The sequence below is a fragment of the Novosphingobium terrae genome, from assembly GCF_017163935.1.
GTDB lineage: Bacteria > Pseudomonadota > Alphaproteobacteria > Sphingomonadales > Sphingomonadaceae > Novosphingobium > Novosphingobium terrae.
In genome coordinates this window covers 1035899-1057383 of record NZ_JABVZR010000002.1, presented here as the reverse complement: position 1 = coordinate 1057383, position 21485 = coordinate 1035899, and the positions used below count along the sequence as shown (strand labels likewise).

General features: G+C 61.4%; 14 protein-coding genes and 2 pseudogenes. 11 read left to right on the top strand and 5 right to left on the bottom strand.

The features are described from left to right. Positions 1-30 precede the first annotated feature (30 nt). Positions 31-2721 carry a TonB-dependent receptor gene (locus HGK27_RS23030; protein WP_206245224.1) on the bottom strand — a complete coding sequence of 897 codons (2691 nt, stop codon included), beginning with the start codon at positions 2719-2721 and terminating at the stop codon, positions 31-33. A gap of 204 nt (positions 2722-2925) precedes the next feature. Here HGK27_RS23030 and HGK27_RS23025 point away from each other — a divergent pair, with 204 nt between their 5' ends. The 11 genes and pseudogenes from HGK27_RS23025 to HGK27_RS22975 form a co-directional block, all read left to right on the top strand. Continuing rightward, entirely contained in the window at positions 2926-3711 is a 786-nt protein-coding gene (locus HGK27_RS23025) for a copper homeostasis protein CutC (RefSeq protein WP_206245223.1), read from the top strand. Between the two features lie 155 nt (positions 3712-3866). Then, positions 3867-4910: an SIS domain-containing protein gene (locus tag HGK27_RS23020; protein ID WP_206245503.1), complete on the top strand. Its 1044-nt coding sequence runs from the start codon at positions 3867-3869 to the stop codon at positions 4908-4910. Beyond that, entirely contained in the window at positions 4907-6040 is a 1134-nt protein-coding gene (nagA, locus tag HGK27_RS23015) for an N-acetylglucosamine-6-phosphate deacetylase (protein WP_206245222.1), read from the top strand. Before HGK27_RS23020 ends, nagA begins: the two co-directional genes overlap by 4 nt. A 55-nt stretch (positions 6041-6095) precedes the next feature. Further along, a complete protein-coding gene (ptsP, locus tag HGK27_RS23010; RefSeq protein ID WP_206245221.1) occupies positions 6096-8618 on the top strand; it encodes a phosphoenolpyruvate--protein phosphotransferase in 2523 nt (840 codons plus the stop codon). Further along, positions 8615-10318: an N-acetylglucosamine-specific PTS transporter subunit IIBC gene (gene nagE / locus HGK27_RS23005; protein ID WP_206245220.1), complete on the top strand. Its 1704-nt coding sequence runs from the start codon at positions 8615-8617 to the stop codon at positions 10316-10318. Before ptsP ends, nagE begins: the two co-directional genes overlap by 4 nt. A 59-nt stretch (positions 10319-10377) precedes the next feature. Then, a complete protein-coding gene (locus HGK27_RS23000; RefSeq protein WP_206245219.1) occupies positions 10378-11259 on the top strand; it encodes an ROK family protein in 882 nt (293 codons plus the stop codon). Positions 11260-11845: 586 nt separating this feature from the next. After that, positions 11846-12766, top strand: coding sequence for a HEPN domain-containing protein (locus tag HGK27_RS22995; RefSeq protein ID WP_206245218.1), 921 nt, complete (start codon positions 11846-11848; stop codon positions 12764-12766). Positions 12767-12894: 128 nt separating this feature from the next. Next, positions 12895-12997, top strand: a pseudogene (locus tag HGK27_RS22990) (IS5/IS1182 family transposase); the annotation flags it as partial. Between the two features lie 147 nt (positions 12998-13144). Beyond that, the gene (locus HGK27_RS22985) at positions 13145-13423 is read left to right on the top strand and encodes a type II toxin-antitoxin system TacA family antitoxin (protein ID WP_206245217.1); all 279 of its coding nucleotides are present in this window, start codon (positions 13145-13147) and stop codon (positions 13421-13423) included. Beyond that, a complete protein-coding gene (locus HGK27_RS22980; RefSeq protein WP_206245216.1) occupies positions 13420-13947 on the top strand; it encodes a GNAT family N-acetyltransferase in 528 nt (175 codons plus the stop codon). Before HGK27_RS22985 ends, HGK27_RS22980 begins: the two co-directional genes overlap by 4 nt. Before the next feature lie 19 nt (positions 13948-13966). Then, positions 13967-14188, top strand: a pseudogene (locus HGK27_RS22975) (ATP-binding protein); the annotation flags it as partial. Positions 14189-14254: 66 nt separating this feature from the next. Here HGK27_RS22975 and HGK27_RS22970 read toward each other — a convergent pair. The 4 genes from HGK27_RS22970 to HGK27_RS22955 are packed head-to-tail and all read right to left on the bottom strand — an operon-like array spanning position 14255 to position 20999. Then, a complete protein-coding gene (locus HGK27_RS22970; protein WP_206245215.1) occupies positions 14255-15424 on the bottom strand; it encodes a Wadjet anti-phage system protein JetD domain-containing protein in 1170 nt (389 codons plus the stop codon). Next, complete coding sequence (locus tag HGK27_RS22965) at positions 15421-18873, bottom strand: SbcC/MukB-like Walker B domain-containing protein (protein ID WP_206245214.1); 3453 nt, start codon at positions 18871-18873, stop codon at positions 15421-15423. Before HGK27_RS22965 ends, HGK27_RS22970 begins: the two co-directional genes overlap by 4 nt. Next, entirely contained in the window at positions 18860-19585 is a 726-nt protein-coding gene (locus HGK27_RS22960; RefSeq protein ID WP_206245213.1) for a DUF4194 domain-containing protein, read from the bottom strand. Before HGK27_RS22960 ends, HGK27_RS22965 begins: the two co-directional genes overlap by 14 nt. Beyond that, positions 19578-20999: a Wadjet anti-phage system protein JetA family protein gene (locus HGK27_RS22955; RefSeq protein WP_206245212.1), complete on the bottom strand. Its 1422-nt coding sequence runs from the start codon at positions 20997-20999 to the stop codon at positions 19578-19580. The genes HGK27_RS22960 and HGK27_RS22955 overlap by 8 nt, the downstream gene beginning before the upstream one ends. Positions 21000-21485 lie beyond the last annotated feature (486 nt).

The window sequence follows — 21485 nt, the reverse complement described above, 5'->3', positions numbered from 1 at the left end:
GCCCGGCGTAAACCGGACGCCCTGCTGTCGTCAGAAGGTGAAGGATGCCGAACCCGAGAAGGTACGGCCATTCTTGTAGAGGGCTGTCGGCGCGTCCTTCGTGCCGCTGTAGGAGTAGTAGGTCGAGTCCAGAAGGTTCTGGGCGTTGAAGTTGACGGTAAAGTGCTCGTTGATCTTGTAGCCTGCCGAGAAGTCAAGCTGATGATAGCCATCGGTGCTGTCCACCGAGTTCAGGCGACCGATACCCGTGAAATAATGGGTGCGGTAGTTCCAGCTGACACGCGCCTGGAATTTCCCCTTTTCGTAATAGGGGATCACATTGATCGTGTGGCGCGAGAGGTAGGGCAGGTTCAGCTGGTCGCCCGCTGCATCGGTGCCCTTCTGATCGACGGCGAAAGTATAGTTGGTCTGGATGCCGAAGCCACCCCAGATCGGCGCCTGGAACGAGGCCGACACACCGTTCACCACCGCATTCGACGCGTTGATCGGCGAGCTGACCGAATAGGTCGCATACTGGCCGGTCAGCGTGTTGAGCAGCGACTGGTTGTTGGTGGTCGTCACGATGTAGGACTGGATCTGACGGCGGAAATATTCAAGCGAGAACAGCGCGCCGGGGCGGAAATACCACTCCGCCGAAGCCTCGAAATTCCACGACTGGTAAGGCTTCAGATCGGGATTGCCGCCGCTGGCGGTGAACTGCGTGTCGTTGCGGCTGAAGGAACCGGCCAGCTGGGCATAGCGCGGGCGGGCGATCACTTCGGCGATCGATCCGCGCAGCAGCAGGTCAGGCGTGGCCTGATAGGACACGTTGAAGCCCGGCAGGAACTTCAGATAATCGGTGCTGCTGCGGGTCGGCGTGCCCACGGAAGCGCCATTGGGAAATTCGGCATAGTCCGAGATGTCCTTGGTGTAGACCATGCGGTAGCCGAGGTTGCCGCGCCACTTGTCGCGCTCGAAATCGAGCTGGACGTAAGCGGCAGCGTTCTTTTCCAGCACGCGGAACGAGGAACCCAGATCCTTGCCGGTGTCCAGAATATAGCCGTTGTTCAGCGCATTGATCACATTCTGCGCGGTCATGGTGGCGAACTGGTTGGCGTTGCCGCTGGCGCCCAGACCCGAGAACACGCCCGCCGGGGTCAGGATGGTGCTGAAGTTCGAGAGGCCGACCTGCGAGGTGTAATAGACCTGCGAACCATAGGCATCGAGGCGGTTGACGTGGCTGGTGTATTTGGCCCCAAGGCGAACCTTGCTGAAGAAGGAATCATCGACCGGGATTTCCGCGTCGAGCTGGCCGTAACCTTCGGCATCGGTGGTCAGCGAGCGGCTGATGCCGCCGATCTGATAGCCGTTGATCGTGGTGCCGTCAGCCAGCGTGACCGGCTTGGCCGTGTCACCGCGGAAGAAGGTGGCAGGGTTGGACGGATCGCTGGAATAGTTCACATTGGTCTGCGTGCCCGAATAGCTGAAGCTGTAGGGGACATTGCTTTGCATGTTGAACAGATATTCGGGATCGGTGCCGCCCGAAGCCTTGCTCCAGCCGCCATTGCCGCTGATCGTGGCCTTGCCGACCTTCCACTTCCACGCAAGGTTGGCACTGTCATTGGTGACGGTGGTCTTGCGATAGTTCATGTCCAGCTCGGAGCTGGTCGAGGGCAGGGTGGTCGAACCGAAGCTGGCCGAGGTGATCAGACCGTTCGACACATTGGCCGACTGCAGCTGACCGGTGGCCCAGCCCGGATAGATGAATTCGGACTGGCTGAAGTTGTTGTAATTGGCCTGGATATGCATGCCGGTCAGCGACAGTTCCAGCCGGTCGCTGGGCTTCCACTGCAGGCCGCCCTGAGCGCCGATACGCTCACGCGTCTGCACGAAATAGGCATGGTTGATGCCCACCGGATAGCGCGCATTGTAAAGGTCGGACAGCGAACCGCCGGTGACCTTGGTGTTCGGGTTCTTCAGCGTGTAGGTGCCGTCGGCATTGGTGTTGAAGAAATCGGCGCCGGTGGAATAGCCGAAGTATTCGATGCCCGCGCGGGTCAGCGTCTGCTTGTCATAGGTTCCGGCGACCAGAACGCCGAAGGTGGCGTCCTTGTTGTGCCAGCTGTACATCAGAGAGGCGCGCGGATTGCCCTTCTTCGAACGGTCATTGTACGTGCCGCCTACTGAGCCATTGATGGTGTTGGGCTTGAGATCAAGCGGCTGACGGGTGCGCACGATCACCGTGCCGCCCAGGCTGCCTTCGTCAATACGGGCTTCGGGCGACTTGTAGACTTCGATGCGCGAGACGATTTCGGGCGCCAGCAACGTGTAGTTGAAGGTACGGCCCGAAACGTCGCCGGGGGCGCCGCCCCAATCGGTCGAGGCGATCGAGTGATCGTCGATCAGGATGCGGTTGAGCGCCGGATCGGTGCCCTGAATGGCGACCTTCTCACCCGCGCCGAACTGGTGGTCGACGCTGACGCCCGGAATATGGGCCAGCGATTCCGCCACGTTGCGGTCAGGGAATTTGCCGATGCCCTCGGCCGTGATCACGTCGATCACGGCGTTTGCGGCGCGCTTCACCCCGATCGAAGACTTGAGGCTGGCGCGGATGCCGCTGACGACGATCGGATTGTCCGATGTCGTTGCTGCGGCCTGGTCCTGGGCTTGCACGGTGCCCGTGGAAACCATCAAACCCAGTAGCGCGCTGCCGTACATCAGTGCAGATTTGCTATGTGCCATGCTCGAAAACCCCCTCAATACCTGCCGAAGCAGCCGTGTCCCTAAATCCCGTGTCCAGACATGAGGCTCATGCCTGCATTGTTTTGGTATGTTACCATTATCGGATGCGTTACGTAGAGCATGGTTCCGCTACCATGCCAATAACGAAATTGATTTTTCTTTCAAGGCGGCGACAGTGTTGCGTTTTTGCGGCAATTTCAGTGAATGAGCCGGCTGGCCGGCATCAATATGAGGGCGTCAATGCGTCAAATATCCGATAAAATCAGATGCCTGGAGATATGTGTCGAAGATGAGGCGGGCGCGCGGGCCGCTGTCCAGGGTGGTGCGGAGAGGCTCGAACTGTGCTGCGCGCTGGACTGTGGTGGTCTGACGCCATCCTTCGGTTTGATGCGTGCTCTGGCTGGAACGGCAATACCAGTTGTGGCGTTGATTCGGCCGCGCTCCGGCGATTTCCGCTACACGGTGAGCGAAAAGGCGATGATTGCTGATGATATCAAGGCTGCCGCGGCCTGCGGGATGGCAGGAGTCGTTCTGGGGGCGATGAGCGGGCCTCAGCAGCTCGATCTCGATTTTCTGGCCGAGATGGTCGCCTTGACGCATGCCGCATTTGCGCCCCGTTCACCGCTTCTGACGCTGCATCGGGTGGTGGATATGCTTGAAAAGCCCGAGGATGCCGTGCCTCTTGCTGTGTCTTTGGGATTTCAGAGAATCCTCACCTCCGGCGGACATTCTGGCGCGGTTGAGGGGCGCGACACCTTGCGCCGCATGGTGAATCGCGCAAGCGGGCGGGTGGCCATCATGGTAGGTGGCGGCATCCGACCTGATAATGTGTCGGCATTGGTATCGGATACGGGTGTGCATGAAATTCACGCCTCAGCGCGAGAGCCCGTTGAGGTCGATCACAGGCTACGAAATCTCGGATTTGTCACAAGTGACCGTCGGGTAACCTCGGAAAAGACGGTGCTGGCCCTTCGTCAGGCGCTTTCCTGAACGATAAGAAAATACAATTATCAGTCATATTGCCTATTTTATAATACCAAAATATGATCAGTGTTCGATGGCTATGCGTGGCTCCGGGCGCCGCAGGGTCGTGGCGTTTGACGAAGGAAGGAAATGCGGTGGCTTCTGGCCTTGATACGCTCTCGATGACTGGGCCTGATGGAGAGGCCCGTTCGACGCTGATGTTCCGTGAAGCCGCGCAATGCGGACAGGGGCTGGCTTCCTTTCTGGAGCGCAATCGCACTGTGCTGAAGGATCTGGGCGCGCGGTTGCGGGACTGGTCGCCCTCCATGGTGGTCACCTGCGCACGCGGCTCTTCCGACAATGCAGCCACCTATGGCAAATATCTGATCGAGACGCGGCTGGGTCTTCCCGTCTCCTCGGCGGCGCTGTCGGTATCCTCCGTGTTCGAGGCACCGCTCAGCAAGAGCCGCGCCTTGTGTCTGGCCATATCGCAATCGGGCCGCAGCCCTGATTTGCTCACTGCGGTCAGCCGTCATCAGGCAAGCGGCGCGCTGGTCGTGGCGCTGGTGAATGATGAGGCGTCGCCCTTGGCGGACATGGCCGATGTGGTGCTGCCGCTCAGCGTCGGACCGGAGCTGTCGGTCGCGGCCACCAAATCCTGTCTGGTCTCGATGGCGGGCATTACCGCGCTGGTGGCCTGCTGGGCGCAGGACGATGAGCTCGACGCTGCGCTCGACACGCTGCCCGCCGCCCTCGATCGCGCCTTCGAGCAGGATTGGAGCGGCGCGCTTCCCGATCTGGCCGAGGCGACCAATCTTTTCGTCGTCGGGCGCGGTTTCGGCTTCGGCGTGGCGCAGGAGGCTGCGCTCAAGCTCAAGGAAACCTGCGCATTGCATGCCGAAGCCTTCAGCGCCGCCGAAGTGCGTCACGGTCCGATGACCATCGTGGGCGCAGGCTTTCCCATTCTCGCGCTGGCCACCAGCGATGCGGCAGGCGACAGTGTGCGCGCCGCCGCTGCTGACTTTGCTGCGCGCGGCGCCCATGTCCATCTGGCCGATCCGGTGGCGCAGGGCATCTCGGGCCTTCCCGCGCAGGCCGCCCATCCGGCTGTCGAGCCGCTGCTTCAACTGCTGAGCTTCTACCGCTTCGCCAATGATCTGTCGCTGCGCCGGGGCCTTGATCCCGACAGCCCGCCCCATCTCGCCAAGGTGACCTGTACCGTATGAGCATTCTGTCTTTCCGTAGCGGTCAACTGCTGACGGCTCAAGGTGCGCGCGAGGAAGGGTCTTTGCACATCGCGCAAGGCTGCATCGCCGCTGTCGACACCCTGCGTGAGAGTGAGGATGCGCTCGATCTGCAAGGTGGCTGGCTGGTGCCGGGCTTTATCGACGTGCAGGTCAATGGCGGCGGCGGCGTGCTGTTCAACGATGCGATCACGGTCGAGGGCATCCGCGCCATCGCCGATGCGCATCGCCCTTTTGGCACGACCGGCCTGCTGCCCACGCTGATCAGCGACAGCCTGACCCATGTCGCGGCGGCGCTGGACGCTTGCGAGGCGGCGATCGAGGCTGGCGTGCCGGGCATTCTGGGCGTCCATATCGAAGGCCCCTTCCTCAATGAGCGCCGCCGGGGCATTCACGATCAGGCCTTTTTCCGCCGCATCGATGAGGATGCCATCGCGTTGCTCACCCGCCCGCGCAAGGGCAAGGTGCTGCTGACACTGGCACCCGAACTCTGCGCGCCTCAGGATATCGCGCAACTGGTGGCGGGCGGCGTGATCGTCTCGGCCGGGCATAGCGATGCCGATTACGAGACGACAATGGCGGCGGTGGAGGCGGGCCTGTCGGGCTTCACCCATCTGTTCAACGCCATGTCGCCGCTGCATCATCGCAATCCCGGCATGGTCGGCGCGGCTTTCGATGCGCCGCAGACCTACACCGGCCTGATCGCCGATGGCGCTCATGTCCATCCCGCCGCGTTGCGGCTGGTGCTGCGCGCACGCGACAAAGAGCGTGTCGTGCTGGTGACCGATGCCATGCCCAGCGTGGGCGCGAAGGACAAGAATTTCGTGCTTCAGGGCAAGGCGATCCATGTCGAAAACGGCATCTGCCTTGATGATGCGGGCACGCTGGCGGGCTCGGACCTCGATATGGCGGGGGCGGTGCGCAATCTTGTGCGCATGGCCGGTGCCGATCTGGCCGATGCCAGCGTGATGGCCTCGGCCAGCCCGGCGGGCTGGCTTGGCCTGAGCGACCGGGGCGCCATCGCGCCGGGGCAGCGCGCCGATCTCGTCTGGCTCGATGCCGACCTCCAGCCGCGCGGCGTCTGGCAGGACGGGCAGCTGGTCGCGGGTTGAAGCGCGGCGCCTAATTCCAATCGGGCATGCCATTGTGGCGGGGGGCTCCTGTAACGTGACCAGTCTTATTCTCAGTTCCCCCCTGCGCGGCTATGCGCTCGATCTGGCCGAGGTGCCCGATCCCGTCTTCGCCCAGAACATGCTGGGCGACGGCGTGGCGGTGGACCCCACCGGCGATTGCATGCATGCGCCCTGCGACGGGCTGGTCATCTCGGTGCATGCCAGCCGCCATGCGGTGACGCTGCGCGCCGATGAGGGCGCCGAAATCCTGATGCATATCGGCATCGATACGGTGGCGCTGGGCGGCGAGGGTTTTCGCGCCCATGTCAGCGAAGGGCAGCGGGTGCTGCGCGGCGATCCGCTGGTGTCCTTCGATCTCGACGCATTGCTGCCTCAGGCCCGGGCGGTGGTCACGCCGGTGCTGCTGACCAATCCCGAACAGTTCCGCATTTCCCGCCGCGAGACCGGGAAACCGGTCGGGGTGGGCGAGGCGCTGTTCTTCGTCGAACCGCTCGATGCGGTGATGGCGGGGGCGGCGCAGGCTCAGGGTGAGGTCTGCTCGGTCGATGTGCTGGTGCCGATGACGCATGGCATCCATGCCCGCCCGGCGGCGCGCATCGCCGAATGCGCGCGCGGTTTTGTGGCAGAGGCCACGCTGGCCAAGGGAGACAAGCAGGGATCTGCCCGTAGCCCGGTGGCGCTGTTGGCGCTGGGTGTGCGTTGCAACGATGTGGTGACGGTGCAGACCCGTGGACCCGATGCGCCCGAGGCCTTGCGCGCGCTGGTCGATCTGATCTCCAGCGGGATGGGTGAAAGCGCCGGGGCGGAAACACCCCCGGCGCCCGCCGCGCCGATCATCGCTGAAGCACTCCCGCTGCCCGAAGGCTGGCTGGGCGGCGTGACGGCGGCGCCGGGGCTGGCGATTGGCAGGGTGCGCTGGCTGCGCCATGTCGAGCGCGAGATCCCCTCTTTCAGCGACGATCCCGCCCGCGAGACGCAGCGGCTGGAGGCGGCGCTGGCCGATCTGGGCCAGCGTCTGAACGCGCGCACGCAGGGCGAGCAGGCCAGCATCGCTCAGGCGCATCTGGCGCTGCTGGGCGACCCGGATGTTGCGGAAGCCACCGCTGGATGTATCGCCAAGGGCCATAGCGCCGATTACGCCTGGCGCTCGGCCATGCGCGCTCAGGCCGAGGCGATGCGCGCCACCGGCGACCGCCGCCTGGCCGAACGCGCCGATGATTTCCTCGATCTCGAACGCCAGATTCTGGCCCTGCTGGCCGGGGAAGAGCCCGAAACCAGCCTCGACCTGCCCGAGGACACGCTGCTGCTGGCCGAGGATCTGCTGCCTTCGCATGTGATGGCACTCGATCTGGCGAAGGTGCGCGGCTTTGCCACCATGCGCGGCGGGCCGACCTCGCATGTCGCGATTCTGGCTGGCGGCATGGGCCTGCCCGCGCTGGTCGCGGTGGGCGAGGGGCTGGCGGCGCTGGAGGATGGTGCGCTGGTCATTCTCGATGCCGGGCGGGGCGCCATTGATTCCGCGCCCGATGCGGCGGCTCTGGCGCAGGCGCGCGACGCGATCGCTGCCGAAGCGGCGCGGCGCGCTGACGCTCTGGCGGCGGCAGCAGAGCAGGCGCGGACCGCCTGCGGCACCCGCATCGAGGCTTTCGCCAATCTCGGCTCGAAGCAGGATGCCGAGGTGGCGATGGCCCATGGCGCCGAGGGCAGCGGCCTGCTGCGCACCGAATTCCTGTTCCTTGAAAGCGCCACCGCCCCCGATGAGGCGGAGCAGGCGGCGCATTATCAGGCGATTGCCGATGCCATGCAGGGCCGCCCGGTGATCGTGCGGCTGATGGACATCGGTGGTGACAAGCCTGCGCCCTTCCTGCCCATGGCGCCCGAGGAAAACCCGGCGCTGGGCCTGCGCGGCATCCGCGTGGGGCTGGACCGCCCCGATCTGCTGCGCAGCCAGCTGCGGGCGATCCTTGCGGTGCAGCCTTCGGGCCAGTGTCGCATCATGGTGCCAATGGTGGCCAGCCTTGCCGAATTGCGCGCGGTGCGCGGCCATCTCGATGCCGTGCGCGCTGAAATGGGCGTGAGTGAAAAGGTGCCGCTCGGCATCATGGTCGAGACGCCAGCCGCTGCGGTCACCGCCGATCTGCTGGCGGCGGAGGCGGATTTCCTGTCGGTCGGCAGCAATGATCTCACGCAATATGTGCTGGCGATGGATCGCGGCAATCCTGCGGTCGCCCCCGGCATCGACGGGCTGCATCCCGCCGTGCTGCGCCTGATCGGCCAGACCTGTCAGGGCGCCGGGCGCCATGGGCGCTGGGTGGGTGTCTGCGGCGGCCTCGCCTCCGATCCGCTGGCGGTGCCGATCCTGCTGGGGCTGGGGATCACCGAACTCTCCTCCACACCGGCACAGGTGCCGGCGATCAAGGCGGTGATCCGCTCGGTCACGCTGGAGGCTTGCCGCGCGCTGGCCGATCAGGCGCTGGCCCTGCCTGATGCCGCGCAGGTGCGTGCGCTGGCGCGCTCGTTTCAGGAAAAGCTGGCATTTCAGGAGAAGCTGGCATGAAGTCTCTGATGAACGGTCTTCAGCCTTTGGGGCGGGCGCTGATGCTGCCGATTGCGGTGCTGCCCATCGCGGGGCTGCTGCTGCGCCTTGGCCAGCCCGATCTGCTCAACATTCCCTTCGTCAGCGCGGCGGGCGATGCGATCTTCGCCAATCTGGGCCTGCTCTTTGCCATCGGCGTGGCCACCGGCTTTGCGGCGGATGGCAATGGCGCGGCCTGCCTTGCCGGTGTGGTCTGTTTTCTGGTGTCGCGCAGCGGTGCCGAAGCGCTGATGCAGGTGCCGGGCGATGCGCTCTCGGGCGTGCCCGCGTCCCTGACCGAGATCGTCCAGGCGGCCTGGAAGCAGAAGGCCATCGCGCGGCTTGATGTGCCGCTGGGCATTCTCTCCGGGCTGGCGGCGGGGCTGCTTTACAACCGCTTCTCGGCCATTCGTCTGCCTGATTATCTGGCCTTTTTCGGCGGGCGACGCTTTGTGCCGATCGTCTGCGGGCTGGTCGGGCTGGTGCTGGCTGGCGTGGTGGGCACCGGCTATGCCGCGATCGGCGCGGGCGTGGATCACTTGAGCGATGCCATCGTGCGCGCCGGGCCCTTCGGCCTGTTCCTGTTCGGCCTGGCCAACCGGCTGTTGCTGGTGACCGGCCTGCATCACATTCTCAACAATGTGGTGTGGTTTGTGCTGGGCGATTATCACGGCGCCACCGGCGATCTGCGCCGCTTCTTTGCCGGAGATCCCACGGCGGGCGCCTTCATGTCGGGCTTTTTCCCGGTGATGATGTTCGGCCTGCCAGCCGCCTGTCTGGCGATGTACCACACCGCGCGGCCCGAGCGCCGCAAGGCCGTGGGCGGCATGCTGCTCAGCCTTGCGCTGACCTCGATGCTGACCGGTGTGACCGAGCCGATCGAATTCAGCTTCATGTTTCTGGCCCCCGTGCTGTTTGCGGTGCATGCGGTACTGACAGGCCTGTCCATGGCCCTGATGAACCTGCTCAATGTCCATCTGGGCTTCGGTTTTTCGGCAGGCTTGCTCGACTATCTGCTCAACATCGGCAAGGCGACCAATCCGCTGCTGCTGATCCCGGTCGGTCTGGCCTATGCCGCGATCTATTACACCAGCTTCCGCTTCGTGATCCTCAAGCTGGATCTGGCCACGCCGGGACGCGAACCCGAGGATGAGGCTGGGGATGGCTTTGCCTCTGCCTCTGCCTTGACGGCGGGCGGGCGCGGGGCCTCCTTTGTGGCGGCGCTCGGCGGGGCGGGCAATCTGACCTCGATTGGTGCCTGCACAACACGGTTGCGCCTCACGGTCCGTGACAACACCCGGCTCGATGAGGCCGCGCTTAAGGCGCTGGGCGCGCGCGGGGTGATCAGGCCCTCGGCCACGGCGGTGCAGATTGTGCTGGGGCCGATGGCGGATCAGGTCGCGGTCGAGATGCGCGCGGCGGCGGCTCAGGGCAGCGACGCTCCGGCGCCAGAGGCTGATGCGTCCGCTGCGCAGACCGCGATCCAGCCTGTACCTCAGCCGGTGGTCGAGGCGCTGGGGGGCGGCAATGCCCTGACCCTGCAGCGCTTTCATGGCCGTATCCGGGTGACCTTGAGGGATCAGGCGCGGGTCGATCATGCGGCGCTCCTGAGGCACGGTGTCCGCCATATTGCGGAGGTCGGGCCCGATAAGGTCGATCTGCTGATCCCGGCCGAGTTTTGAAAACAGCCCGCCGAAGACATGACTTCGCGCGCGATTGTGATGAGTTGAAAGGGTTTGCGATGACTATGTTCGGTGCGGTTGAGGCGGGTGGAACAAAATTCGTCTGTGCGGTGGGCAGCGCGAGCGGAGGGTCTTTGCGCACCACCGCCATTCCCACGCGCGACCCGGACACCACCTTTGCCGACATCGCGGGCTTCTTCCGGCAGGCTGGCGAGCTTGGCCCGCTGGCGGGCGTCGGCCTGGCGAGTTTCGGGCCGATCGGCCTCGATCCGGCAGCCCCGACCTATGGGCATATTCTGGCGACGACCAAGCCCGGCTGGGAAGGAACGAACATGGTCGCGCGGCTTCGCGATCTGGTCGATGTGCCGGTGGCGCTCGACACCGATGTGAACGCCGCCGCTCTGGCAGAGGTGGAACGCTCGGCAGAGGCGATCCGCAATCTGGCCTATGTCACGATCGGCACCGGTATCGGCGTTGGTCTGGTGGTGGATGGGCGGACGGTCAAGGGCTTTGGCCATCCCGAGGTCGGGCATGCTCTGGTGCGCCGCCATCCGGCTCATGGCGATTTCCCCGGGACCTGCCGCTTTCATGGCGATTGTCTGGAAGGTCTGGCCGCTGGACCCGCCGTGGCGGCGGCATGGCCCTCCAGTGGGCAGTCCTTTGCTCCGGATCACCCTTTCTGGGCGGTGGAGAGCGATTATATCGCCCAGCTTTGCATGACGCTGATCCTGACCAGCTCACCCGAGCGCATCGTGCTGGGCGGCGGTGTGATGCAGCAGGAGGCGTTGTTTCCCCTGATCCGGGCCCGCACGCTTGAACTGCTGGGGGGCTATGTCCATGGCCGAAGCGACATGGAAACCATGGAGCGCCTGATCGTGCCGCCGGTTTGCAACGAGCCGCCCGGTTTGGTTGGCGCCTACCTTTTGGCAGAACATCAGTAGATTGCGCCAAGGGGCCCGGAGCGAGACTGCGTTCAATAGAATTTTTCGTCCGAGTGGGGGCGGTTCGCATACCGTTCGAGAATTCATCGAGCTGAAGGCGCCTGCGCGCGGTGGTGGAGAAGGCTTGGATCGCACCAACCAAACCGTCCAGATCTGGAGAGTGCAGGAGTCCTTCATGGGGGCCAATACATCCACATCGTTGCCGGCCTGAATGTAATTCATCCGGTCTGGCGGCTGCTCCGCCAGATCGAAGGCTGTGGCGAACAGGTCGCGTCACCGCAAGCGCCAGAACACCGACCCCTCGGTGCGGGCCGGGATGCTGGCGAGATAGACCTTCGCTGCGCCGTCGGCCAAGCCGTTGTTACGCAAAATTTCATGCAGCGTGTCGCTGAACAATGCCCACCGGACAGTACCGATCGACTGCCGCCAGCTCGAACGAAGTACGATCGGGAAATTGAGGTGACTATGCCGCCCGGGTTCCGCTTCCTGGCAGCCTGAGAGCCTTATCGGTCTTTGGTTTGACATATTTGGGGCTTTGGGCGTAGAAAAGCTTGCCACAAGGACCCCCGAGCGCGACAATCAGCGCATGCGTCACGATATCGACCATCTTCCCTTGATCCAGCAAGCAGAGCTGGCGCGCGTGCGCCGTGTTCTGATGGAAGAATTTGAGATCGCTATCTCGCGGGCGACGCAGCCGTGGAAGAAAAACGGCAAGATCCTCAAGATCATCCTGTTTGGAAGCTACGCCCGCGATGATTGGGTCGATGAGGCCGCCAACGGCTATCAGTCTGACTTCGACATCCTCGTCGTTGTGGGCCACAAGAATCTCACTGACGTCGCGGAATATTGGTACGTCGCAGAGGACAAGATCCAACGTGATGCCGGGATCGCGCGCCCGGTGAACATAATCGTCCATACCTTGGACGAGGTGAATGAGGGGCTCACGCGTGGCGAGTATTTCTGGGTTGATATCGCCCGGGACGGCATCACGCTCTACGAACTGGCTGGTTCATCACTAGCGACGCCCCGGCCGCTGACAGCGGCAGACGCTTATGAGATGGCTTCTAGCTATTTTCTTGAATGGTTGCCCTCGGTTGATCGGGCATTAGCAACCGCGTCTACCCAAACGTCTAACGGTGAGAATGATCTCGGGTGGCGAAAGGATGCAGCGTTTACGCTACATCAAGCAGCGGAGCGGGCTTACAATTGCTTCCTGCTCGTCCGCACGCACTACGTGCCGCGCTCGCATAATCTGAAGTTCCTGCGGTCACTGGCCGAGGACAAGGAGCCACGGCTGATCGATGCCTGGCCGCGGGCGACCAAACTCGACAGGCGTCGCTTTGAGCTTACAAAGCGGGCTTACGTCGAGGCCAGATACTCAGCCAGCTTCGAGGTTGGCAGCGACGATCTCGATGCGATCACGGGAGCGGTTCGCTCGCTTCGCGACACTGTAGAGGCGGTGTCCCGCGATTGGCTTGATGGACTGCGTGAAAAGGTCAACACCTAGGCCAGCCGTTCACCGAGGCATCGTGACAGGGCATCAAGGGATAGATCCGATACCAGGAGACTGCAAATGCCATAGCCACACAACGATTGACTCAATTGTCCCCATGTGAGGGGGATCGAGATCATTGTCTCGGTCGTTCCCGAGGCGGGCTCACGACCAAAAGCCACGCGATCGTCGACGGGCAAGGCCTCCCGATCCGACTGAGCCTGACCGCTGGGCAAAGCCACGACGGGCAACCTCTCTGCGTATTGCTCCGCCTGTGCCATAGTCGGGCGCGCATGACGCCGATACCATATGTACGCCTTCAATCTGCACGGGGTTGAAATCTCCCCTCTGAAGGCGTACATTTTGAAAGCGTACAGATTAAGGAATCGTGAGATGCCCCGAGCGGCCGTCGAAAACAACAACCGGATGAACCTGCGGGTGTCGGCCGAGATCAAGGCCGTGCTGGTGCGCGCGGCTGCGCTGCGCAACACAGATCTGACGAACTTCGTGACGCAGACAGCGCTGCGCGAAGCGGAGGCGGTGATCGAAGCGGCTGAGGTCGTGCGTCTGTCGGCGCGTGATCATACGCGCGTGCTGAAGTTGCTCGAAAATCCGCCCAAGCCCAATGCCCGGCTGCTGGCGGCAATCGCGGCTTTGCCTAAGACGCTATGAGCCTTCCTCAATGGCGTGAAGAAGCCATCGCGAAGTCTCACGATCGACAGGCGTTCGATTGCGGCGACGAGGCGATGAACGAGTTCCTTCGTCGCTACGCTCGGCAGAGCCATGAGCAGAACGCCTCCAAGACGTTCTGCGCGATCGACGAGTCTACGGCCAATCGGGTGCTCGGCTTCTATACGATCACGCCCTGTGCCGTCGCGCACGAGGAAGTTCCGTCCGCGATGACAAAGGGTCTCGCCCAGCATGAGGTGGCGGGCTTCAAACTCGCGCGGATCGCGGTTGACCAGAGCGTCGCCGGCGAGGGGCTGGGTGGGCAGCTTCTTGCGGCGGTCGCTCTGCGCTGTCTCAGGATTTCGGACGAGGCCGGCGGCGTGCTGCTCATCATCGATGCCAAGAATGAGCGCGCGGCCGACTGGTATGCGAGCTATGGCGCAGAACCCCTGCAGAGCAGGCCTCTCACCTTGGTGATGCCCCTCGCCATGTTTGCCGCGGACCTCAAGGCCAAGGGCCTGCTCTGAAGAGGCGGATCGGGCGGGCTTCCATCTGCTCAGTAAGCTGTACGCGCGCACCAGCGTCATCATCACTACCAACCTGAGCTTCAGCGAATGGTCCGGCGTGTTCGGCGACGCCAAGATGACCACCGCGCTGCTCGATCGACTTACTCATCACTGCCACATCCTGGAAACCGGGAACGACAGCTTCCGCTTCCGCGCCAGCACTGCTGCACCCAGAGTCAAAAAGGAGAAGCCAGCATCTTGAACCTGCCCGCCAGCGGCAGCACATGACCCATACCCACCCGGGTCAATTCTCAATGGAAACCCCGGGTCACATCTCAGTGGCAATCAACACACATGCAGTTTTTTGAGGGTCGATAACCTCTTGCTCAAGCCATCGAGCATCAGGCTCTCTAAGGTAGTCCGCCAATTCACTGAATGCCGAGGCCTTCGGCAATTGCGGCACGCCCTGTGCATTCTCCGGGACCGTTCCTCGGTCTCGAGCCAATTTTGCATGCATAAGATGAGGAATGACGTGGCTGCCAAGCGTAGTTTCGAGATGGCGCCCAATCCTTATGCCCCCGGGGTCAATGTCGCCCCAGTGGTGCAGCGGCACGTCAACCTGCCCTAGCAGTGCTTGAAGGAGTGTGAGGACGGCTGATGATGGAAAGCCACCAGTGTAGACAACCACATCGCCAGGCTCACGGCAAAGCCGCACGTGCCGGTTGAAGCTTTCCAGATTTTCGATTGTCAGGATCGAACGGATCGAAGTTGAAGGAATGACTTCCACGACAAGTTCCGGCGGGACGCCAGCATATGGCCAGCATCCGACATCCGTGCCTGCGATCAGCACTGACCCCGCTACGAAGACAGGAAGTGCATATTTGCCAAGGCCTAGGTGCTCCAGAACCTTGTCTCGGGGCCATTCCCCATCGATCATCCCACTGTGCCGAAGATAGGCGATCAGCATCGGAAGCGATTTTTCTAGCGCCTTGCTATCCCCTAGAAGGCGGGATGACCGGGTACGCAAGGGAATGTCTGGCGGAAGTTCGGTGAAAGCGGCATCTGTGGCGCGCAGCAGACCAAGGACTTGGTCGAGATCTTCAACGTCGAGCCCGATAAAACGTCGTCCTTCTGACCAGGCTGCGACAAAATCCTGTGCCATTGCTTGTGCGGATTGTGTGACCGCTTCGGCTTCGTTCAGCCGCCGGACGGCCGTCGCCAGAATCTCGCTTCTCGCGCTTCGTCCAGTGAAGCGATAAAGAGGCTCGGGATCGACGAGGGTGACGCGGTCGATGAGATGTGGAGCATCGCGATCCCAACCCAGTGCAATGGCCCCCGCCTGTTCCGCCTCGATCAACAGTTCCACCATAGCCTTCAGATCTGAAGGGTTTTCGAATGTCTGGGAGGGCCGCTCGATGATCTTGCGCGCTGAGGTAGCACGCTCGTGACGATCCAAGAGCCGCCTCAGGATGAGAAGGGCGCTGGCTAACCTTTTCATGGCGCTACAGCCAGCTCGATCTCGCGAAAGTGATTGACCCCGAGGTTGACCGGGTTGAGGGCGGCCAGCGCCTCTCGTGCCCGCACGGATGGATGGGTCACAACCACGATTGGCTCCTGATTGTCTGGGCGTCGGTTCACCGAGACGATTGTATCTGCATTTTCAAGGAACATTGCTCGCACCTTGTCCGGGGCCGCAACAAGCACCTGTAGATGCATGTCTCTGAAGAAGTTGAGCAAGGCACGGGTATTGGGGGCGTCAAGATTGTTGAAAGCCTCGTCGAAAACCACTAGTCCGAAACCGTCCGGTTCTTCATGAGCTGATTTGGGATAATAGGCTGCAGCCATTGCTGCGCCGACAGCAACGTAATAAGGCGCCTGCTTCTGTCCCCCTGATCCGGTCACTGCTCGTTTGCTCAGGGTTGTCTCTCCACCGCGTTCGTTGCGCATAAGCACATCGAAATCGAAAAACTGCCGGTAGTCACGGAGCTCTTTGACGCGCTCATCATCCGACAACCGGCGTTCAAGATCGCGAAATCCTGCCCTGACTTTTGGATCGAGTGTGTCATCCTGAAGGACAGCGAGTCCGCGGCGCGGGTCATTGGCGATGGCCTCGGCAAGCGCATGGATCGACTTGAGCGCCTCATTCAGGCGATAATGGAATACATATGTCTGGCCCGTAAATGTCCGACCTGCGAGACTTCGGTTCAGGCGGTCAATCTGGGCTTTTGCTTTCTGGAACTTGTCGGAAAGGCGGTTGATCAAACCTTCGGTTAGATCGGCCTCCATCTGGAGGCGAGCCTGTTCGAACTGCTCACGATATTGTCTGAGTTCGTCCTGCTCAAGTTGACGCTCCTTGAACATACACCATTGCAGTATGGCCACATCGTCGGGGTCCGCCAGTGGCGCCTGTCCGACATATTCCTGAATGAAGGATTGGTATCCACTGCGCCCTCGGCGAACACTGTCCTCTGCCAACTTCTGCATGGGCTCGGCCTCCCGCCTCGCCTTAGCCGCCAGGTCAGCGAGCAACGCAGCAGGATCGCGCGCCTCCGGCTGAAACTGGGCAACGACGGCGATCCGGCCGCTTGCCGCTTCGAGACGCTCTTCATCTGTAAGGAGCTCCAGTAGCCTTGCGATGGGATCGGTCTTTTCGCGTTCTTGTGCGACTGTCACTTCGGTAGCATTCTTGGCCTCGTCCTGCCTGGCGCGGCCCAACTTGACCTGCAGGTCAACATCCAGTTTTTGTATGCGATTGATCTCGACCTCGACCTCTTCCTGTATCTCTTTCCTGTATCTGGTGATGTCATTCTGAAGATTTGAAATCTCTGCGTTGAGCTTCATCGATTCCGGAGACGACAACTGCGCCTTGGCCTGCTGTGTTCCACGTAGCTGCGCGGCTGCCTCCGCCAGCCGCCCCAAGGCGTCGGCAAGCTCATCCTTTGGGGCCTCAAGAATGTCCGCAATAGCCCCGCGCGCAGTGTTCAAGGCATCGCGCGCGGCGCGTGTACGCCGGTGAACCGACGAAAGATCCTGATACTCTGTGCGCGCGGTTTCGAGTGCCCGGAGCTGAGCCGTCTTGCCAAGAATGGGGACTATGTCTCGATAAACACGCAAAGACATTCCGGCGGTCATCTTGCCGCGACGGGTCACTGCCTGATCCAGCCTCTCCAGATCGGCTTCCGTTTCGGCCATGAGGAAGCGTCCGACCTGCCTCTCGATGTAAACACGCGCATCCTCGTCTTCGGTCACGATCAGGCTTGCGATTGAATTTTCCGGCAAGCGCGATTGCCAGCGCGCCGTTTTGCGCACATCGATCAGACGACACTGGCTGAGTTCGCGGCGGTTCTCATAGAGAATCCCAAAGGCCTCAACGAGATGTCCAGCCGGGACCAGAAGCGCCTCTCTATGGGCACCGAGCAACATTTCGAGAGCCATGGCCCACGCTGCGTCCGAGACATCGACGAGGTCTGGCAGCGGGCGAGCCTCGATCCCGCGGGCTGCGAGCAATTTGCGAAATCTGTCGACTGGGCCGGAAAGCATCTGACCAGTACTTTCACCCTGCAATCGCCCTTCAAGGTCGTCAAGGCGCTTGCGCTCCTCGTCAATTTGCCGATCAAGCACTTCAATCTGACGCCCGAAGTGAGCGTCAGCTTCCGTCACGCGAAAGATCCGCCGTTCGAGTTCAGCGAGGCGATCATCGATCGAAAGCAGCGCATCCTGGGGGCGCCCACGGGCCAATTCGATAAGCTCGACAACGGCTCGCACGCCATCGATCACGGTAAGAGGAACGCGCTCAGAATGTTCCGCCAGCAACGCAAGTTTCCCGAGCAGCGCAATGCGCCGCGTGGCAACCGTGCCGGCGGCATTGCGCATGACGGTGGCTGCTTGTAACTCCGCATCCAGTCCGCGGATTTGCGAAGCAATCGGCGCTTCAGCGAGCAGCGCTTTAAGGCGCAAAATATCTTCGCCTATCTGTTGGATGGCCTGCTCATGATAGCGTTTGACATGGACCTCTTTGGCGAGGTCCTCTGCCAAAGACACGCGCTGAGCTTCGATCCGCTCGATCTCGATCTCAAGACGGCGCCTTTCTGCACTGGCGGCGGTGAACAGCTGCAGGTTGTGGCGTATCTGATATTGCGCCCAGACCTGCATTCTACGGCGGGCTTCGGCAATCTGCGTCAGCTGTTCTTCGCGCCGTTTTACTTCCGCTTCCAGAAAGCGATATCGCGCGATCGAGCCTTTTAACGCTTCGACCTCGATATCATCCTCTTCGAGGATGTGCCGACGAACAAATTTTGTGGGATCGTCAATTGGCTGGAAAGCAATCGACTCCTTGAAGTTTCTGAGAACCTGGGTGCTATGTGGCGCCGATCCTCGGGGGCGCATGGCATGTAGGTAGTCATCGACATAGGAAATGCCACTGGCATGGAGCCTCACGCCGGGGCAAAGTTCCTTCAAACGTTCGATCAGGCGCGCCGCGCGTGGAATAACCCGGTGCTCTTCGTGCTCTGTGGCGCGCAGCTCGACGAAGTCATCAATCGTGATCGCATAGTCTCTTGCGACGAAACGGGCTCGAACCGTCTCTCCACTTTCAGCCCGATCTGCGCTATAGATCAGCCCGATTGAGATCGCCTTACCCGACAGCCGATCGCGAAAGGACATCGCGAGCAGTGAGTCTGCGGATTGCCGCGCCGGTGCCTCAGGGTCGACATGATCGTCAGCCCCGAGACAGTAGTCACGGATCGAACGGGCGTTCTTTCCACCTGTTGATTTGTTGAGATCGTAATAGCGGCTGTTGGACCCTGTCACGATCAGCTGGATGGCATCGACCAGAGTGCTTTTTCCCGCACCCGTCGGCCCAAGGATAGCCGTCATTCCCCTTACGGGGATGTCCTGCGGGGCAAGTCGCCCCCAGTTGCATAAAACAAGGCGTTCAAGCTGATGCATCGTCGACGCCTCCCAGATCATCTCCAAACGAAAGAACGTCACTGCCTGCGGGTTCAGCCGAGTTGGCAGGTAGGTCAATGCGACCAGCCACGATGTTCAGTATGCCTGCATGCATCGGCTTGCCATCCGGACGGGACTCAAGCCATTGGACCAACGCCTCAACATAGACATCGGGTACCAGCACAGTGATACCTGGCATAATGCTAAGCACAACAAGTTGCTCCGAGGGATCCCGCTCACCTATCCGGACGAGTCCCTTGCGCTGGAAGACCTTGAGGATCTCCATCAAACGGATCATCGTCGGCGGCTCATCGCCAGCAGCACGAAGCCTGTCGTGCACGTCATCGGTCGTGATCTCGACACGCCCGTTTTCGTCGAGCGAACTTACCCCTTCGGCATATAGGAGACGAAGGACGAGAAGGACGATGGTCTCGTCTTTCTTAAGTCGCGCCATCTGGGTGCCGTAGACCGCACCGGCTGGCTCGAGCACCAGCATGCCAGAGACGGGGTGATGCCTGACCTTGTAACCGAAGGCGCCCATAATCGGCTGCACATGGGCAAGATGCCGGGAGAGAATGCGATAGGCCTGAATATGCGGCCAGTCCTCATACAGGCACTGGTGAAAGAGTAGCGCCTGAAGAGCCGATTGCAGCGCTTCCTCTTCGACCTTCCCTCCATCCAGAATGTCGGAAACCTGCTTAAGCTCAACCATGGACAGTCTCGCGCCGACGGAGCAGGAAGGAGCGACGCTCCACCCATTGATTGATGACCCTGCCGTCGCCATATTCTATTTCATAGCGATCTGCGAGTGGGCCAAGCTCAGCCTCGTGAAGTCGTTCGAACAACAAGAAATCCTCGATATTGTTGACTGGAAAGGCACTCGCCTCCAGCTGCGAGGAACCTGCCAGCGCAGCTTCCACATATCGCTCAAGCCGTTCGGGCGTAATCGCGATTCGATCCTCGAATGCGTCGATCGCCTCCAGATAACGCAGCAGTGCGGGATCAGGCGGTTGTAGAGCAAGCATACTCTCTGGGGCCTCGGCGCGTCGCCTCGGCAGGCTGTAGAGATGGGCAGCGGTCATCGGTAATGTCTCGAGCTGCAGGCGCGCCTTCACCTCAATGTTCTCATGGTCGGCCAGCTCGCTGGATCGCAGCATTTCCATGGCGTACAAAATTCGATCCGTGCTCACGGTAGCCATTCGATCACTGAACCGTACGACGTTCGTCATCCGCCGTTCGATGCGGAAGGTGGTGGTTTCGATATCTTGAACATGGTCATCTATCCCGGCAAATACCCGGACAATTTCCCGCAGATCATCGATTATCGGCTGCCTGGCAGCACCATGATCTGCAGCGATGCCGCCGGCAACCCAACCTGCCGCGATTCTGCCGATGACCTCATCATTGTCGAGGAGCTTGTCACCGGTCTCGAGGATCTGGCCGCGGAACCGGTAAGGGCTTTCACGGGCATGCAGATTGCGATAGTCCTGCACGACCAAAGCTTCAATGAAGTCCGTTACAAAGCGGCGGACCAGGGCTGCAGCGGTGGGCTGTTCCATAATAAGCGCTTCAACACGCCGCATGGTTCCGGCGACTGTGCGCAGGTGGTTCATGAAACCGCGAGCCGATATTGCGGCTTCGCGTACATTCAGGGCCTTGCTATCCGGATCGCTCTCTACCGATTGTAGGAGCGTGAGAACATTGAGGACTGCGCCACCGTAGGATCGAACACGGCCCTTCTGGATGTCAAGCAAAGTGTGCAGGACGAGCCTTGCTGCCGGGTCAAAATCGACCACTCTGCGATATCTGTCACGGTACTCAGCGAGCCAGCCAGTCTCCTTTAACCGGCCATAGACGGCGATGTAGGACTGGCCGGCAACGAGCGGCACTCCATCTGACTGCAGGGTACTGACCACTTCAGCCCGGCCACGGCGGTCGATGAATTCCGCGATAGCCTCGAAAACTCGCTTCCGCGTGGCAATTTCACCTGCCTGGCCGAAAGGATCCTCCGCGAGGCTGGTGAGGAGATCGGCGTAGAAATGCTTCGCGCCGCTGGAAAATACCCTAAAAAGCCCCGGCGGCACAGATCCGAAGAGCGGTTTATCTTCCGTCGCCAACGTTCCCATCGTCACTTTCCATTGCTCTCAAATGAATTTTGGCGTTATCTTCCGAATTTGCAACGGGTATTTTCATATAAGTAGCGGAACATTCCGTCGTCATTTTTTGGACGGACACCAGGATAAAGTGTCTTCATCAGCCGAATGCCTCCTTCTGAAGTTGGCTTGCGGCAGTCAATTTTTATTAATGTAGCACGGTTTTCGACGGAGCTGTCCAAGGCTCAGAATGGTGGGTTTGTTGGCGGAGCCTGCTGCTGCTAAAAGTCAGAGGCGCGCAAGGCGCGTCAGAGAGCCTCATTCGATGCCGAACACGCTAGCCTCCCGCCATGTTTCCAGCCCGATCATGCAGCTGGCCATGCCCAGTGCCTTGCTAGCAGGCAAATCAGTCGTCGATCATCATCGCATGGACTGATATGGGTCTCTCAAGCGGCTATTTCGCGCGGGCCCCAACCCAATCTCCCATCCCGTCGAAATGACCAAGCCTAGCGCGATCAC